Below are 15,892 nucleotides of genomic sequence, written 5' to 3'. Positions count from 1 at the left end.
TTTTAATACTTTTAAAATTTATATAATCTAAATACAAGTAATACTTATTATACATTACAGATATACTTTAGTAAAAATGTTCTTAAAATTTATAATAAAAAAACAGCAACAATATGTATAATATCATTGCTGTTTTTTATTCTATAAAATCAATCCAACAATAGTGGCTGTTAACACACTTACTAGAGTTGCACCATATAATAATTTTAATCCAAAACGTGCAACAACGTTTCCTTGTTCTTCGTGAAGTCCTTTTACTGCACCTGAAATAATTCCGATAGATGAAAAGTTTGCAAATGAAACTAAGAATACAGAAACTATACCAGTTGCTCTTGCTGATAGGTGAACTTCTCCACTTGATAATAAATTCATAGCAACAAATTCATTAGATACTAATTTAGTTGCCATTACACTTGCAGCTTTTATTGATTCATGGAACGGTACTCCCATTAAGAATGCAAATGGAGAGAATACATATCCAAGCATGTTTTGGAAACTAATTTTGAATATTCCCTTAAAGATTGCATTAATCATAGTAATTATAGCTACGAATCCAATTAGCATAGCACCAACTATAACAGCTACTTTGAATCCATCCATAATATATTCTCCAAGAACTTCAAAGAATGTTTGTTTCTTATCTTCTTGAACTACTAATATATCTTCTTCATCTGTTACAGTATATGGATTTATGATTGAGGCTATAATAAATCCACCAAGAAGATTTAAAACAAGGGCTGTTACAACATATCTAGGTTGTAATAAAACCATGTAAGAACCTACTATAGACATTGATACTGTGGACATTGCTGAGGCACATAGTGTATATAATCTGTGTTTTGGTAACAATCCAAGTTGCTTTTTCACAGAAATAAACACCTCTGATTGACCAAGAATTGCTGATGCTACAGCATTGTATGATTCTAATTTTCCCATTCCATTAACTTTACTTAAAACTATACCTATGTACTTAACAATAAAAGGCAGTATCTTCAAATATTGAAGAATACCTATTAAAGCTGAAATAAAAACTATTGGTAGAAGTACACTAATAAAAAATGAAAATTCATTAACATTAACTAGTCCACCAAATACAAAGTTTACTCCTTCTGCAGCCCATTTAAGTAACTCTTCAAAACTTTTCGCAATACCGCCTATTAAATAGTTTCCGAATCCTGTGTTTAATAATATAAAGCCAAATATAAATTGTAAAATGATCATAGTAATTACAGGCTTATACTTTACATTTTTCTTGTCATTACTTCCAATCCAAGCGAGAAGTAAGGTAACAATTAGTCCAATAATTCCAATAATATATTTCATTCTTTTGTTCCTCCTTGAATACTGCATCTTTAAAATAACTCAAATATAATTAAGTATTTTCTATTATCATTAAAAATATGCGTATTCTTCTTCATTTGTAATTTGATTATTAAAGTTTAACATTATCCATTATAAATGCTAGAGAAACGTTTGTGAATGACTATTTAAAATTCAGAATTAATTGATATTTTATACGTAAACGTAGTCATTAGCTACTGGTTGGAGTCCACGCTCTTTTATGGCATTATATACTTCTTTTACAGAACGTGTGTCTGCAATTTCAAATTGGTCATCTCCAACTTCTTTTGAGTCTTCTGCATGACTTCCAATTCCCGTACTAACTCCTGCCGAAATCTTAGTTGCAGCTATTCCAATTACATTGTCACGAAATCTTTTGCATTCTCTTGTTGAAATAGTAATACTTGCAAATGGCATAAAAAGACGATACGCTGTGATGACTTGCAGTAGTTGTGGCTCATGTACGTCTTTTGGATTAATCTTGTCATTGTTAATAATAGGTCTTAGTCTTGGACAAGAAAATGCAATTTCAGCATGTGGATATTTTCTTTGAAGAAGATATGCATGAAGTCCTGTAGCAAAGGCATCTTTACGAAAATCATCTAGTCCAAGTAGTGCTGCAAAACCAACTCCACGCATGCCACCTTTTAATGCTCTTTCTTGAGCATTTGCTCTATACGGGAATATTCTCTTATGTCCTGCTAGATGAAGTGTTTCATATTTATTTGAATTATATGTTTCTTGGAATACGGTAACAAAATCTGCACCGCAATCTTGAAGATATTCATATTCATCAGAATTCATAGGATACACTTCAAGACCTACCATTTTAAAATATTTACGAGCTATTTTACAAGCCTCTCCAATGTACTTTACATCTGACATCTTTCTACTTTCACCAGTTAAAAGTAAAACTTCCTCTAAACCAGTTTCAGCTATAGCCTTCATTTCTTTTTCCATTTCTTCAAAGTTTAATTTTGCACGACGTATTTTGTTATGACAATTAAAACCACAATAAATACAGTAATTTTCGCAATAATTAGCAAGATATAATGGGGTAAACATGTAAACTGAATTTCCAAAATGCTTTCTTGTCTCCATTTGTGCTAACTGAGCCATTTCTTCTAAAAATGGTGTTGCTGCTGGAGACAATAATGCTGCAAAATCTTCTATGGTACGAGAATCATGATTTAAGGCTCTTCTCACATCCATAGCTGTATATTTATCATAGTCATAAGCTTTCATCTTGCTTATAACTTGATCTATTACATCCGATTCTAAAACTTCCATTCCTTCTAAATATTCCATATGGTTTATACGTTGTTCACTCATGTTTTTCCCTCCTATCTTTCTAAAAATCCAGTTAGTGGTGAAGATGCGGCTGCACCCTTGTCTAATACTCTACCTAAACCAGAAAGATATGCTTCACGTCCAGCTTCTATAGCTTTTCTAAATGCACTTGCCATAGTTGGAATATCTCCAGCAGTTGCGATTGCAGTGTTTGCCATAATAGCCGCAGCTCCCATTTCCATAGCTTCACAGGCTTGTGATGGACGACCAATTCCTGCATCAACTATAATTGGAAGGTCAATTTCATCTACTAATATTTTAATAAACTCCTTTGAAGCTAGTCCCTTATTTGAACCAATTGGTGATGCAAGTGGCATAATACAAGATGCTCCAGCATTAACTAAATCACGAGCCACATTTAAATCTGCATGCATATATGGCATTACTACAAATCCTTCTTTAGCAAGAATTTCTGTGGCTTTTATTGTTTCATAGTTATCTGGAAGAAGGTACTTTGAATCATGAATAATTTCAATTTTAACAAAATCTCCACATCCTAGTTCTCTTGCTAATCTTGCAATTCTAACTGCTTCCTCTGCATTTCTTGCTCCAGATGTGTTAGGAAGAAGTGTTACCCCCTTTGGAATATAATCTAAAATATTATCATTCCCATTAGTATTAGCACGTCTTACTGCTAGGGTAATAATTTCTGCTTTTGCACATTCTACTGCTGCCTTAATTAAATCTAAACTATATTTTCCTGATCCTAGTATAAATCTAGATGAGAACTCATGTCCCCCAATTGTTAATACGTCCTTTTTCATTATAAATTCCTCCCCTAAATACAATACTTTTTATGTTTTTTAATTCATTTACTTTTTTATACAGCAAAAAAAGGTCACACGAAGACTTACACCCAAGGTGGTGTACCCCTTCGTGTGACCTTTTTCACACTCTAATGGTATTTTATCATCACTTTACATTGCTGTCAAATTTAAGGTGGTTCGTTGATTAATACTTTTAAAAAAATCTATGTTATTTATATTATATTCTCTATATCAGTAATAAGTGATGTTTTTTGCTATTTTATTTAATCCAGCCTATGTATTTCAAGTCAGATTCTAACCAATTAAATACAAGATTAGTAACAGGCTTCTCACCAAATATATCTAAAATGTTTGATCCACTTAAAGAACGAATCCACTCACTTTTTTCGCGACGTATTACTCTTAATTTCTTCCATACTTTAGAATAATTTTCCATACTTTCATTTCGTCTGTTATTAATATCATCCAATCTAAAATTTACATAAGAACTCTCACCTTTTTGGAGGACTTCAAAATTCCAATTCATTGTTGGTCCTCCATGATATGCATTTTCTCTACTAATATGTATATCTCCATTTAATTTTACAGGAATCAAGTTATATAACGATAAATTTTCTTTAACGAGAGGAAACCATTTTTCCATTATTCTTAAATATTCTTTAATTGCGTTTTCATAAATAAAAACAGTCTTTTCAAGAATTCTTTGGTCTGAATATGGATCCCACACCCAGCCACCATTTCCTTTATAAGGAATATCATGTTTAGGCCATGGTGCACTTATAAACGTCTGCCCTCTATTAATTAACTTATCTATTTCATGAAAATAAAACTTCATATCAATTACTGTATGGTTAATATAAAAATTAGTTGCATATGAATATTTTCTATATTCCTCAATTTCAGAGATACTTATTACATCATCATATAAACTACCCCTATTAGTTAATCTACAACTTAAACCCCATATATATTCATCTAATAAAATACCATCTTCTAATAATAATGGTTTTTGTTTGATCATTTCTTTTAGATTATTACTAAGATATTCTAATGTATCTACCCATGGCCATATTGATTGTGCAATTGGAACATGAGATCTAATATTTCCACCCCAAAATAATAACTCTTTACCATCAAATGCTTTAATGTCTTCATTATAACTTTTTCGATTCCATGATACTGATATTCCTATTCCATCTATATCTACACCTAAGTCTGCAATTTTACCATATCTAAATGGAGCTATTATATAGGCTAAATTTCCTAATCCTTCAATCCATATTTTCATACATTCTTGCAACATCTTTCCGCATTCAATGGCCGTTGGTAATTCACTTTGTCTTGTAGTTTTTATTCCATCTCGTATAATAATAGAAGCAACCCCAGGATATTTACTTACAACTTTACCAAAAATAACTTTTGATTCATCATAAGTTATTTTTCCAAACAATATTGATAAAGGATACCTCCACTTTATTATTTGCTCTTCTGATTTAACAATTTCATCAATATTCTTATATTTAATTCTTAAACCTTCCGCTGAAAGCCATTGGGGTATTATTGAAAGTGGAAAATATAAATACTCACCATCCTCTTTATAAATAAGCCCTGATTTTAATAAATTATCTATATCAAAATCACTTCCTAGTTCACTTAAATGTATCTTTCCTAGTTTTTTATCTATAAAAATAATTGATAATCTAATTATTTGCTCATATATTTTTTCTCTTTGTATAGATAGTTTTGCAATTGATTTGTTAACTAAATAGTCTATCATCCTATTTCTATCAAAAATAAAATTGTTGCAATTATCCTTAATACATAAAGCAAATAAAATACAGAAAAATGGTCTTTCTATAGCCTCCTTAATATCCTTATCTAATTTAAATCCTATTATTGAAGCATATTCTTTTCCAGATATGCATTCAATAATCTCAACTATCTCATCCTCTTTTAAAACAGGTAACTGTTTGATATTATTATTACTAATCAATGACATAGGTCTAGTTGTTAATACAAAATAACAGTTTTCCCATAATTCTTCTAAAAATGTTACCTCATCAATAATTTTATTTACTAGACTATAATCAAGTTCATCTAATCCATCAATAAATATAATATACTTGCTATTTTTATCAAAGAAATATTCTTTTTCTATTTTTGTTTTTAAACTACTTATGCAATTATTCTTTAAATATATTGGAAATCTATCATCTACATCATTTAAATATGCTTCAGCTTGTTTCTGAAACATAATATCTACCGCATATGACTTTCCTACTCCAAATTCCCCAAATAAAATAATTAATCTTGATTCTCTACTATTTATAATATAATCAAATTTATCTTTCTTTATATCTTTTTCAATTATTTCAATAGCTAATTTCCTATCTACCCCATTAGTTCTAAATCTTGAAATACATTTTGCATGTACTTCTTCTAATTCAGTTTTTAGTTTTTTTTTAATTCACTACTATTCCCAAATTTAATCTTACTTAAGATACCTTCATTCTTGCTATCTAATGAAATTATACTACCTAACTGTGGTTTCTTTGTAAGTGGTTGCCCAGTAATATACCTGTATAGTTTCTCAAATTCTCCATTTTGATATAATTTATAATATGTATATGGTTGTAGCGCTAATGGAATTGAATCATTATCTGTAAAAAGTATAGGTAGCACTTTTTCATTGTATTCATCACTATATAATATCTGTGTTATATACTTTCCTTCAAACTTTGCACCGAGCCCAACTCCTATCTTTTCTTCATTTTCAAATCTTTTTTTATAATTTTCTGTACAAACACATAATATATAATCTGACTTTAGTATATTCTCTAACATATATTGTGGCCATCCTTGCACTGGATTTGTAGTATATTGATCTATCTCTGTTTGAATTCCATATTCTATTAATATATCTGCAAGATTTTTAACTTTTTCTTCTAACTCCTGAGAATCATGGCTATAACTAATAAATACTTTAGGCATATTAACCCCTCCTATATCTATAAAATAATATAACACTCTTTCTGATTATAACTTGTCATATATTATACCATATAGCCTTTGCAAATACATTATGTGGATAACCACTATTACAATTTATTCTTCTTTTATAAGCTACTGTTATTATCTATGATTCGGTACTTTTGACACTAAATCATTATTAGTTAAATTGTACCAATGATTAATGCTCTACATCTCATTTACTTATGGTACGGTTCACTATTTATAATTCTAAACTTCATTATAAACATACGAAATCATTAACAATTTATGATGAATTTAATTTAGTGGAACCAAAATACTACATTGGTAAATTCAATATAACCCTCGCCCCGCCAAGTTCTGTGGAATTCTCTAAAATTATACTTCCATTATGCTTTTCCATGATTTTTTTTGAAATATACAATCCCATTCCATAATGATTTTTTGAATTTCTACTTTTATCCCCTTGAAAAAACTGATCTGTGGCAAAACTTATTTCTTCTTTTGTAAATCCTTTTCCTGAATCCTCAATTGTAAATTGTATATTTTTATCATCAGAGTCAACGGTTAATAATATTTCCCCATTCTGCATGCAATAGTCAACGGAATTTGAAATAATATTATTTATAACTCGCTTTAGTGCTACTTCATCTATAAAAATAAATTCTGGTATGTTTTTAATTTCGCTTTTAAAGGTTAAATTCTTATTTTTACTAATGAAATTTGCGCTATTTTTTATATCATCAATAAACTCCACTAAATTTACTTGCTTTTTTTCTATCACAGCTTCTTTTTCCGATCTTGTAATTTCTATTAAAGATTTAATATAAAATTCCATATTCTTAATTTGATTTAAAGTAGCATCATTAAATTTAGCTTGTTCATCATTTAACTCTAATTCTCCTAAAAGTTCTGAATTTCCTCTTATTATCGTTAAAGGGGTTTTTATATCATGAGCTAATGCTCCTATTTGTTCCTTGCGGGTTGCTTCCATGTTCCACTGCTCGGTTAATGAATCACTAAGCTTAGTTTTCATCTTATCTAATGCATTAATTACATCATTTATTTCTACTATATTAGAGTACTTTACTTTAAACTCTAAGTTTTCCATTTGTATATTTTCTGTAATATCCTTTAAAATTTTCATTTCTTTTTGTAGTCTTTTTTTAAAATATTTTGAAAAAATAATAATTTGGATAACAAATAAAATAAATAATACTATAAGAGAAACTCTCTCAATATTTTTAATATATTTTCTTAAAGTTGGATTTGCAAAACTTACATTAAAAGTATATTCTACAACACAAATTCCATTATTTCTTTGAATAATCTTATAAAAATACCTTCCATTACTCATTTCATTATTTTTCACAAGATCCCACATATCTAAAGCTTTATCTTGTGAAACATTTCCTTGAAGTATTTTTCCATTTAAATCATAAACTGCATAACTACATTCTTCAGGTATTAATTTCTTTACATCTTTAGCTTTAGCTATTTCACTTCTTTGACTTTCAATTTTTCGTTCATAATAATTTGCTGGTAATATAAAACCTTTATTTAAACCAATTATACATAACCTTAAACTAATTATTGCCACAATAATTGTAACTGTACAAAACAAAACCACATATATTGCAAAAATTTTAGAAATACTTTTTTGTCTTTTTATTCTTTCCACTTATACCCTATCCCCCAAACCGTTTCTATCGGATTTATTCCTATGCTCTTAAGCTTACTTCTAATGTTCTTAATATGTTCTACAATTGCTGTGGTATCACTATTTCCATAAACTCCAAATACCTTTTCATATATTCTTTCTTTAGAAAATACTTGTCCATGATTAATAGCTAAATATTCACAAATACTATACTCACTCTTTGTAAAAGGTACTAATTTTTCATTATAATATGCCTCTTTTGCAGTTATATTAAATTTAACATCAGATACAGAAAAAGCGTTTTGTTTTTCTCTATGTTCACGTCTTAAATGTGCCGCTACTCTTGCTCTTAGTTCGCTAATTCCAAAAGGCTTGGATATATAATCGTCCCCTCCCAAACTTAATCCCATTACAATATCCTGTTCCATAGTCTTAGCTGTCAAAAATATTATTGGACAATCAACTAAATTTCGTATTTCCTTGCAAAGAGAAAAACCATCTATTTCTGGCATCATTACATCAAGTAAAATTAAATCATATTTTAAATACTTATCTTTTGAAAAACATGTGGGATTAGAAATTGTAGTTACATTATGTCCTTCTTTTTCTAATGCACTTTTTATAATATTTAATATTCCTTCTTCATCATCTATAGCTAAAATATATGCCATTTCAATCCCTCCCACATTAATTATATCTTATACTACCATGAAATCCCATTGTTTATTATTCACTTTTTCTCCCTTCAAAAAAGTTAAACCATATTCCAAATAAAATTCCTAAAATAATAGTATAAATAATACAATTTCTAAACCCTATTGCATTAATAGACAGTCCAGTATTAAAATCAGCTAACTTATTAAATATATCTATAGAATTAGCCTTCTTTATAAAAAAGTTGTTACAAAATCTAATGGACCATGCACAAGGAATCCATTGCCATATTCCATCACCAAGTCCTGTAATAATTAATGCTGAAAACAAGCTTTCAAATATGCCCATGCCTATAGATGCTCCACTTCCAAACTTAATGCTTAACCATAAATGAAATAAATATATAAATATCTGAGCCATAAATATTAATAAAGTTAAAACAGCATAAAACTTAAAGGGGAGTATATTTTGCCTTAAAATATATTCAAATCCAATAAAAAATCCACCTACAGCTAAACTAAGTGAAAAAAATCCCATAACAAGTACAACTAATACCTTACTTAAAAGGCATATCCCTTTTCCATATTCTACCGATAACATTTCTTTAAATTTTCCTGCCTTTAATTCTTGCTCTATTACCATGGAACACACAATTCCAATTACAACCGGAAACACTAACGATAATCCATCTAAATAACCATTTACCTTACCTATACTTCCCGCAATTGAAAATGAATAGTACCCTAAGAATATAAGGATCCCTATAATGGGCACACAAATATGAATCCAGTAAAATGAAGTATGTTTCATTTTTATAAAATCTGCTTTCATAAGGCGTAAAATCTTCATTATTTTACCTCCTGTCTTTCATACCATTTAGCTGTTAAATAAGTAATTGCTATAAATAACACTATAGAAACTCCAATTCCAAATGGTATCGATGATGTATTTAAAAGTTCTGGTGTGAATGTTTTACTACCTTCTTCTGCCAAAAGTCCATTTGGAAGAAGTCTTAATATAGGACACATAAGTCTAGATGTATATGAAAAAGGATTAACTATCCAAAATCTTTTTGTAGCTATAACCATAGAAAATATATTTGTAGCTAAACTTAATATGATACTTGGAAATACTCCTATCTTACTTCCTAAAAAAAAGTATAGTGGAATTTGCCAAACTGATGTAATAATTATTACTAGAATACCCACAAACCCACTTAACATGGAAATGTTAGATTCGCTTCTCATAGGAATAACAAATACACTTAACTGCCCTGCTATAAAAATAATCATACAAGAAATAACTATATTTTTTACTGCCACTAGTATTTTAGAAATCCACACCTTTTTTAAATCTACAGGTAGAGCCATTACTGATTTATTTTTCATATCCCCATCTATCTTATATAAAAAACATCCCTCTATGGCAATAACTCCTGGAAGAATAAAAGTATACCACCAATTATAAATATCTACTTGAAAATATGTTGCTGTTAAAAAAACTGAAAGAAGAATTACCATTGTGGGAGCTATCCATACTAATTTTTTTACAAATTTACGCTTTATCTTCATATTTTCTGAAATAAAGTATTTAATCATAATTACTTCTCCCTCCTATATTTTCCCGCAATATTCATAAATAATTTTTCTAAGTCTTCTCCTCTTTTTAACTCTCCTTCATATCCAAGAACTCCACCTGATATAATTCCAATATGGTCAGCAATCTGTTCCACTTCACTTAGTATATGACTTGATAATATAACTGTAATACCTTTACTTGGAAAAGAACGTATAAGTTCTCTTAATTCTTGTATGCCAAAGGGATCAAGTCCATTAGTTGGTTCATCTAAAATTAAAAGATTTGGATTATTTAAAAGTGCAATTGCAATTCCTAGTCTTTGTTTCATACCCATAGAAAATTGTCCTGCTCTCTTTTTTCCTGTGTCTTCAAGTTCTACTATACTTAATACTTCATCTATTCTTGAATCTGGAAGTCCAAGTACCGTAGTTCTAACCTTTAAATTTTCTCTTGCCGTTAAATTTTCATATAAAGGTGCTGACTCTATTAAGGAACCAATACTACCAAGATCCTTTCTACTCCATTTATGTCCATCGAATAAAACTTCACCTGAAGTTGGTCTAAGCATTCCTATAATCATCTTTAGTAACGTTGATTTTCCTGCTCCATTTGGTCCAAGTAATCCATATATTGAATTCCTCTGAACCGATATTGAAACATCTTTAACTGCCTCTTGTTTTTTAAATGTTTTACACAACCTCTTTGTTTGTAAAATAATTTCGTTCATTTCAATCATCCTCCCTACAATTAAATACTAAACCCCAATTATAAGGAATTTATAAGGAAATGAAATTTAACTTTATAATTTACCATAAAAAAACACCTACCTTTTTAAAGATAAGTGCTTTAAGCATTGTTTTTTTAATTTAATTCTAAATAGAATTTATTACTTCACATCTTGTAAATATTAATTTTTTAATTCCTTCTTTATACCAGTTAGGACAATTAAACCAATTTATATCATCTATTTTTAATCTTAATGTTTTAGTAAACCCTTTATATCTTTGCTTGTTTCTTTCTATAACATACTTCGCTAAATCCTTATTTTCTAATACAAAACTTGGATGAGATTCTGAATACTCTTTGAGGTCTTTATTAAAATCTTCTTCTAAGGCATTAGCCATTAAGGAATATCCTTGATCAAATAAGGGAGCAAAAGATAAAAGTTCTTGAGTATTATTATCTATAATAAATCCAAAGTTTCCAAGATGTCTGTCTCGATTTTCTATAATGTAATCAAATACTATCATATCTAAAAAATCTTGTTTAAATTCTTTAGGAATCCATTCTATGACATTGGCAAAACCCCATTTTTTTCTATTTGGCTCTATAGCTTCTAAAAAGTATCTAAAAGGTAAATATCCTTTATCTTTATTTGTAAATATCTCACACACCGAACAATTTTGATTATGCCATTTGTCCGTCCAATAAGGTATGCAATTAAGTCCTAAAATTTTTCCTATCTCACTAGCTATGGATTCTGAAAAATGTTCTTTATCTAAATTCGCCGCCCCTATATTTCCCCTTTTATATAGTAAAAGCTTATTATCTGTTCTCCTCCAAGCTTTATTCATAACTCCTTGAGTTGTAAGTTCTGGTGATGAAACTTTAGGAGTATTTACAGTACCTCCTAAACTAGTATTATTACCAAAGAAAGTTACAAGCCCCAAAGCTTCTTCAAATTTATTATCATATAAATTATATTTATCCCAACATAAATCCTTTGGATACATGCTACTAATGTCTAATGGTTTTATCCAATAACTATCATTTAAACTAAATCCATTATTTAATTTTAAATAATCTAAAGCTGTTGGTTTTTTTTCAAATTGCAAAGACTCAATAAGCTTTTCTAAATGATTTCTATTAGTAGGAATTACTCTACTTTTAAACCAATCCTTCAATCCCCCTATTTCGTGTTTTAAAATATAAGGAAGACTTTGTTCATTTATTATCTTTATTATTGGATAATCTCCATTAATGTTTAGTTTATCGCTAAAGATTAAAACAGGAATATCTTTATTCATAATATAAAAGTCACTCAAAAATATTCACTTCCTTTCCAAAAATCAATTTAAAACTTAAATTCTTTTAATTTATAATAGTATGTCCACTGTAAAAAGAACATCCAAATTTATAGTCATTTCTTTTACCTATAATTATATCCGTATTTATGAAATTTATAAAATAATTTTAAAGTAATAACATTAAAAAGCACTGTCCTATTAGGAATAGTGCTTTAAACTCTTAAAAATTCATATTAAATAGTCCAGCTCCCTTTACTATTTCCTGCTCCCTAAACAAACTTGAAACAGCCTCATTGTAGTCTCTTAAATTCTGAGCCTTTCTTATTTTTTTAGCATACTTTTTATTATCTGAAAATATATAAATCATATATCCCCATAGTTCTTTCATTCTAAACATTGCATTTCTATCTTCATTAAATAATTCTCTATAATTATTTAAAACCTCATCATGAAACTCTCTTAATACTTTTTTATCTAAAGTTTTATTTTCTTTAATCTCATTAATTAAACCTGGATTTGCTAATATTCCTCTTCCTATCATTACTGTTTCTACTTGTGGAAAAGCTTCTGTTAATTGTTTATAATCTGTAGAAGTAAAAATATCCCCGTTATAACATATAGGATTTACACTTAAAGATAGTGCATCTTTAAACACCTCTAAGTTAGGCTTATTTTTATAAAAATCTTCTCTGGTTCTAGGATGAATAATTAATTCTTCTAAAGGATATTTATTAAATATCTTTATTAACTCGTAAAATTCTTCTGGACTATCCTTTCCTAGTCTAGTTTTTATAGAAATTTTCATATCATCTATTTTAAATATTTCCTCTAAAAATCTATCAAGTTCTTCTCTTTTTGCTAGGAATCCAGAACCCCTATATTTTGAAACCACAGTTCCAGAAGGACATCCTAAATTTAGATTAATCTCATTGTATCCTAGTTCTTGTAGTTTTCTCGCAATGTTAATAAATCTTTCTGAATCATTGGTAAGTATTTGAGGAACTATATTTTTAACTTCATTATTTTCAGGCAATACATCTCTTAGCTCTTTAGCCTTAAAACCTATATTTTTATTTGTAACAATAAAAGGTGTAAAATATTTATCAACATTTCCGAAAAATTTTTCATAGGCATTTCTATATATGTATCCCGTTATGCCTTCCATTGGTGCTAAATAATATCTCATAGAAGTAACTCCTTTATAACTATTCTAAAAGAATATTATATCATCCTTGTTTTTTCTTATCTAGGTGTTTTGGTGTTATGTGAGCTATATTGAGTCACCAAATATCAATATCTTCAATAATCTCTTTTAAAGATTGATTAGTTAATTTTTCAGATTCTAGTGAAACAGTATATACCCTAATTTTCTTAGACTTATCTTTATCTAAATACCAAGACTCAATATATAGTTTATCATTTGTTTCTATTTTTTTATTTTGAGGATATAAAAGAATAGCTGTATTAACATTTTGATATCTTGTTAAATATGCGTACATTTGATAAATATCCTCTCTTTTAACTCCATGTCTATTATATTCATTAGAAACACTTTTCCACTTTGTATCTATTATTATTCTTTCTATACCATCCTTTTCAATTACAATATCCGGAATTAATTTAAAAACCTTTTTCTCTGTATCCTCATTTACTAATAATTTATATTTTGAATGTTGATAATGCACTATTGAATCTTCTAAATTAGTATATAATACTTTCTCTATATATTTTTCAAATACATCATTCATTTTAAATAAAATACCGTATGTTTTTTTGTCTACACCACTTCCCAAAGAAGAATATCCCATAATAATCATCTTAGCTAATTCAAATACTTGTTTATATCTATTATTAAGTCTATTAAATTTATAACTTAATATTTCATCATTGTTTATTTTTCTTTGTGTTATATCTACAAAACAAGCTTGAGCGTATCTTAATGATTTTATTGTCTCTTGATTTTTTACATTTTTAATTAATATATTTATACAATAATTTAATATTTGATTTAGCTTATTATCTACAGAAAATTCTTCATATCCACAAAATACTTTTGGCGTATGAGAAGCTATGTTTTTAATATGCTGTTGTATTAAAATACGTCCCTTTAATAAATTGTTATTTTTCTCAACATAAATATATTCTTGATAAATTCCCTTGATCAATTCTTTTTGCAGATTTTTAGCAAATAAAAATGATAATATCTCATTTAAATTCATCTTATATATATTTGATAAACTTATATCGGAATAACTAATATTTAATATCCCACATATTGAAAGCATATTTAATAATGCTTTTCTCTCTATTTCTGGATTCTCCTCATTAATACTTATTTTAGGCAATATTTCAATGTCTACTGTAGATAACTTTATATACCCAACATAATTTATAAAGATTATAGTATTTCTTGTCCAAATTATATTTTCCTTATCTAAGTTTTGCGAACATATATATTTTTGTAACTCATCAGCTTCCTTTGGACTTATATTTTTACTTCCTATCTCTTTAGAAATAGTTATATTATCATAACATTCCTTTATTATTATATGTCTCATTGTACTAATTCTCATTGTCCTCATAAATATTTAAAAAAGCTTTTTTACTTGGATTTTCAACTATTGAATACTTGAATTTTTCTTTGTAGTCATCTAATCTCATTCCTTTAAATAATTTGTTAGTGTCAACTTTTTCTCGTGATATAAAGAAATCTGTATTTCCTACATTGCCAAATCCACCAAGCACCAAAATAATTTTTTCCCAATCACCATAAAAATACTCTTGAATTAATGGAATTACTTTATTTTTCATTATTAGAACTAATGAATTAAAATCAATATTATCTTTTATAAAATAAGCATGTCCTATAGTATGTTCTCTATCAAATAAGTATTCAATTCTATCATTTATAACTTTTAAAAATTTCTTTAAATTTATGCCGTCAACATTTTCAGGTAATATTGACTCATTCGGCATATATTCAATAAAATCAAATCTCCTTCTTAGTGCATTATCTAATAAAGCAATAGATCTATCTGCTGTATTCATAGTTCCTAATATATAAAGATTATTGGGAACTCCAAATTTCTTATTAGAATATGGTAATACAACCTTTAATTCATTTTTTTCTCCTATTCTTTTATCATCTTCAATTAAGGTTATAAGTTCACCAAATATTTTAGAAATATTTCCTCTATTAATTTCATCAATAACAAGTACATAATTGTTGTTTTCTGATTCTTCAATTGAATTGCTACTAATTAATTCCCTTATTCCATTCATATTTAAATCATCTTTTTTAAACATATATATACTTTGCTTTGAAAATTGCTTTTTTATAAGTATTTTATTAACATCAATAGATTCTCCAACGTACAACCACTCTACATTTCTAAAATGTTTATATGATATTTCACTTTCATCGTCATATCTATAATCTCCAGTAATTCTCCCAATTGCTTTAGCCATTATATTTCCATCTGATATAATTACAATGTCATCTTTTTTCATCCACAGTTTAAATC

14 protein-coding genes are annotated in these 15,892 nt (G+C 28.0%); all 14 read right to left on the bottom strand.

Features of this window, described 5'->3' with window-relative positions; genetic code table 11:
• Positions 1-141: 141 nt before the first annotated feature.
• Positions 142-1,323, bottom strand: a complete 1,182-nt coding sequence (locus NT01CX_RS02825) for a NupC/NupG family nucleoside CNT transporter (RefSeq protein ID WP_011721528.1) — start codon at positions 1,321-1,323, stop codon at positions 142-144.
• Positions 1,324-1,512: 189 nt separating this feature from the next.
• Positions 1,513-2,673, bottom strand: coding sequence for a 2-iminoacetate synthase ThiH (gene thiH / locus NT01CX_RS02820; RefSeq protein ID WP_011721527.1), 1,161 nt, complete (start codon positions 2,671-2,673; stop codon positions 1,513-1,515).
• Between the two features lie 11 nt (positions 2,674-2,684).
• On the bottom strand, positions 2,685-3,455 hold the full coding sequence (locus NT01CX_RS02815; RefSeq protein WP_003363910.1) for a thiazole synthase: 771 nt from the start codon (positions 3,453-3,455) through the stop codon (positions 2,685-2,687).
• Positions 3,456-3,717: 262 nt separating this feature from the next.
• Positions 3,718-5,712, bottom strand: coding sequence for a hypothetical protein (locus tag NT01CX_RS02810; RefSeq protein WP_011721524.1), 1,995 nt, complete (start codon positions 5,710-5,712; stop codon positions 3,718-3,720).
• A 197-nt stretch (positions 5,713-5,909) separates the two neighbouring features.
• A complete protein-coding gene (locus NT01CX_RS02805; protein WP_011721523.1) occupies positions 5,910-6,449 on the bottom strand; it encodes a toll/interleukin-1 receptor domain-containing protein in 540 nt (179 codons plus the stop codon).
• Positions 6,450-6,768: 319 nt separating this feature from the next.
• Positions 6,769-8,130 carry a sensor histidine kinase gene (locus NT01CX_RS02800; protein WP_011721522.1) on the bottom strand — a complete coding sequence of 454 codons (1,362 nt, stop codon included), beginning with the start codon at positions 8,128-8,130 and terminating at the stop codon, positions 6,769-6,771.
• Positions 8,118-8,780, bottom strand: coding sequence for a response regulator transcription factor (locus NT01CX_RS02795; RefSeq protein ID WP_011721521.1), 663 nt, complete (start codon positions 8,778-8,780; stop codon positions 8,118-8,120). The genes NT01CX_RS02800 and NT01CX_RS02795 overlap by 13 nt, the downstream gene beginning before the upstream one ends.
• A 55-nt stretch (positions 8,781-8,835) precedes the next feature.
• Positions 8,836-9,612 (bottom strand): lantibiotic immunity ABC transporter MutG family permease subunit, encoded by a 777-nt coding sequence (locus NT01CX_RS02790; protein ID WP_011721520.1) that lies wholly within the window; start codon positions 9,610-9,612, stop codon positions 8,836-8,838.
• Positions 9,612-10,361 carry a lantibiotic immunity ABC transporter MutE/EpiE family permease subunit gene (locus NT01CX_RS02785; RefSeq protein ID WP_011721519.1) on the bottom strand — a complete coding sequence of 250 codons (750 nt, stop codon included), beginning with the start codon at positions 10,359-10,361 and terminating at the stop codon, positions 9,612-9,614. The genes NT01CX_RS02790 and NT01CX_RS02785 overlap by 1 nt, the downstream gene beginning before the upstream one ends.
• Positions 10,362-10,363: 2 nt before the next feature.
• Positions 10,364-11,068, bottom strand: a complete 705-nt coding sequence (locus NT01CX_RS02780; RefSeq protein ID WP_011721518.1) for a lantibiotic protection ABC transporter ATP-binding protein — start codon at positions 11,066-11,068, stop codon at positions 10,364-10,366.
• A 145-nt stretch (positions 11,069-11,213) separates the two neighbouring features.
• A complete protein-coding gene (locus NT01CX_RS02775) occupies positions 11,214-12,368 on the bottom strand; it encodes a hypothetical protein (protein WP_011721517.1) in 1,155 nt (384 codons plus the stop codon).
• 220 nt (positions 12,369-12,588) lie between these two features.
• Positions 12,589-13,554 (bottom strand): tRNA dihydrouridine synthase, encoded by a 966-nt coding sequence (locus tag NT01CX_RS02770; RefSeq protein ID WP_011721516.1) that lies wholly within the window; start codon positions 13,552-13,554, stop codon positions 12,589-12,591.
• Between the two features lie 94 nt (positions 13,555-13,648).
• On the bottom strand, positions 13,649-14,941 hold the full coding sequence (locus tag NT01CX_RS02765; RefSeq protein ID WP_242648500.1) for an McrC family protein: 1,293 nt from the start codon (positions 14,939-14,941) through the stop codon (positions 13,649-13,651).
• The gene (locus tag NT01CX_RS02760; protein WP_039243125.1) at positions 14,931-15,878 is read right to left on the bottom strand and encodes an AAA family ATPase; all 948 of its coding nucleotides are present in this window, start codon (positions 15,876-15,878) and stop codon (positions 14,931-14,933) included. Before NT01CX_RS02760 ends, NT01CX_RS02765 begins: the two co-directional genes overlap by 11 nt.
• Between the last annotated feature and the right edge of the window lie 14 nt (positions 15,879-15,892).

The organism is Clostridium novyi NT (assembly GCF_000014125.1).
Classification (GTDB): domain Bacteria; phylum Bacillota; class Clostridia; order Clostridiales; family Clostridiaceae; genus Clostridium_H; species Clostridium_H novyi.
This window is presented reverse-complemented; position numbering and strand designations above follow the sequence as displayed.

Excerpts from the sequence above, each read along its gene's own strand:
- NT01CX_RS02825 (WP_011721528.1), bottom strand. The coding sequence starts at position 1,323 with ATGAAATATATTATTGGAATTATTGGACTAATTGTTACCTTACTTCTC.
- thiH (WP_011721527.1), bottom strand. The coding sequence starts at position 2,673 with ATGAGTGAACAACGTATAAACCATATGGAATATTTAGAAGGAATGGAA.
- NT01CX_RS02815 (WP_003363910.1), bottom strand. The coding sequence starts at position 3,455 with ATGAAAAAGGACGTATTAACAATTGGGGGACATGAGTTCTCATCTAGA.
- NT01CX_RS02810 (WP_011721524.1), bottom strand. The coding sequence starts at position 5,712 with ATGTTTCAGAAACAAGCTGAAGCATATTTAAATGATGTAGATGATAGA.
- NT01CX_RS02805 (WP_011721523.1), bottom strand. The coding sequence starts at position 6,449 with ATGCCTAAAGTATTTATTAGTTATAGCCATGATTCTCAGGAGTTAGAA.
- NT01CX_RS02795 (WP_011721521.1), bottom strand. The coding sequence starts at position 8,780 with ATGGCATATATTTTAGCTATAGATGATGAAGAAGGAATATTAAATATT.
- NT01CX_RS02790 (WP_011721520.1), bottom strand. The coding sequence starts at position 9,612 with ATGAAGATTTTACGCCTTATGAAAGCAGATTTTATAAAAATGAAACAT.
- NT01CX_RS02785 (WP_011721519.1), bottom strand. The coding sequence starts at position 10,361 with ATGATTAAATACTTTATTTCAGAAAATATGAAGATAAAGCGTAAATTT.
- NT01CX_RS02780 (WP_011721518.1), bottom strand. The coding sequence starts at position 11,068 with ATGAACGAAATTATTTTACAAACAAAGAGGTTGTGTAAAACATTTAAA.
- NT01CX_RS02775 (WP_011721517.1), bottom strand. The coding sequence starts at position 12,368 with ATGAATAAAGATATTCCTGTTTTAATCTTTAGCGATAAACTAAACATT.
- NT01CX_RS02770 (WP_011721516.1), bottom strand. The coding sequence starts at position 13,554 with ATGAGATATTATTTAGCACCAATGGAAGGCATAACGGGATACATATAT.
- NT01CX_RS02765 (WP_242648500.1), bottom strand. The coding sequence starts at position 14,941 with ATGAGAATTAGTACAATGAGACATATAATAATAAAGGAATGTTATGAT.
- NT01CX_RS02760 (WP_039243125.1), bottom strand. The coding sequence starts at position 15,878 with ATGAAAAAAGATGACATTGTAATTATATCAGATGGAAATATAATGGCT.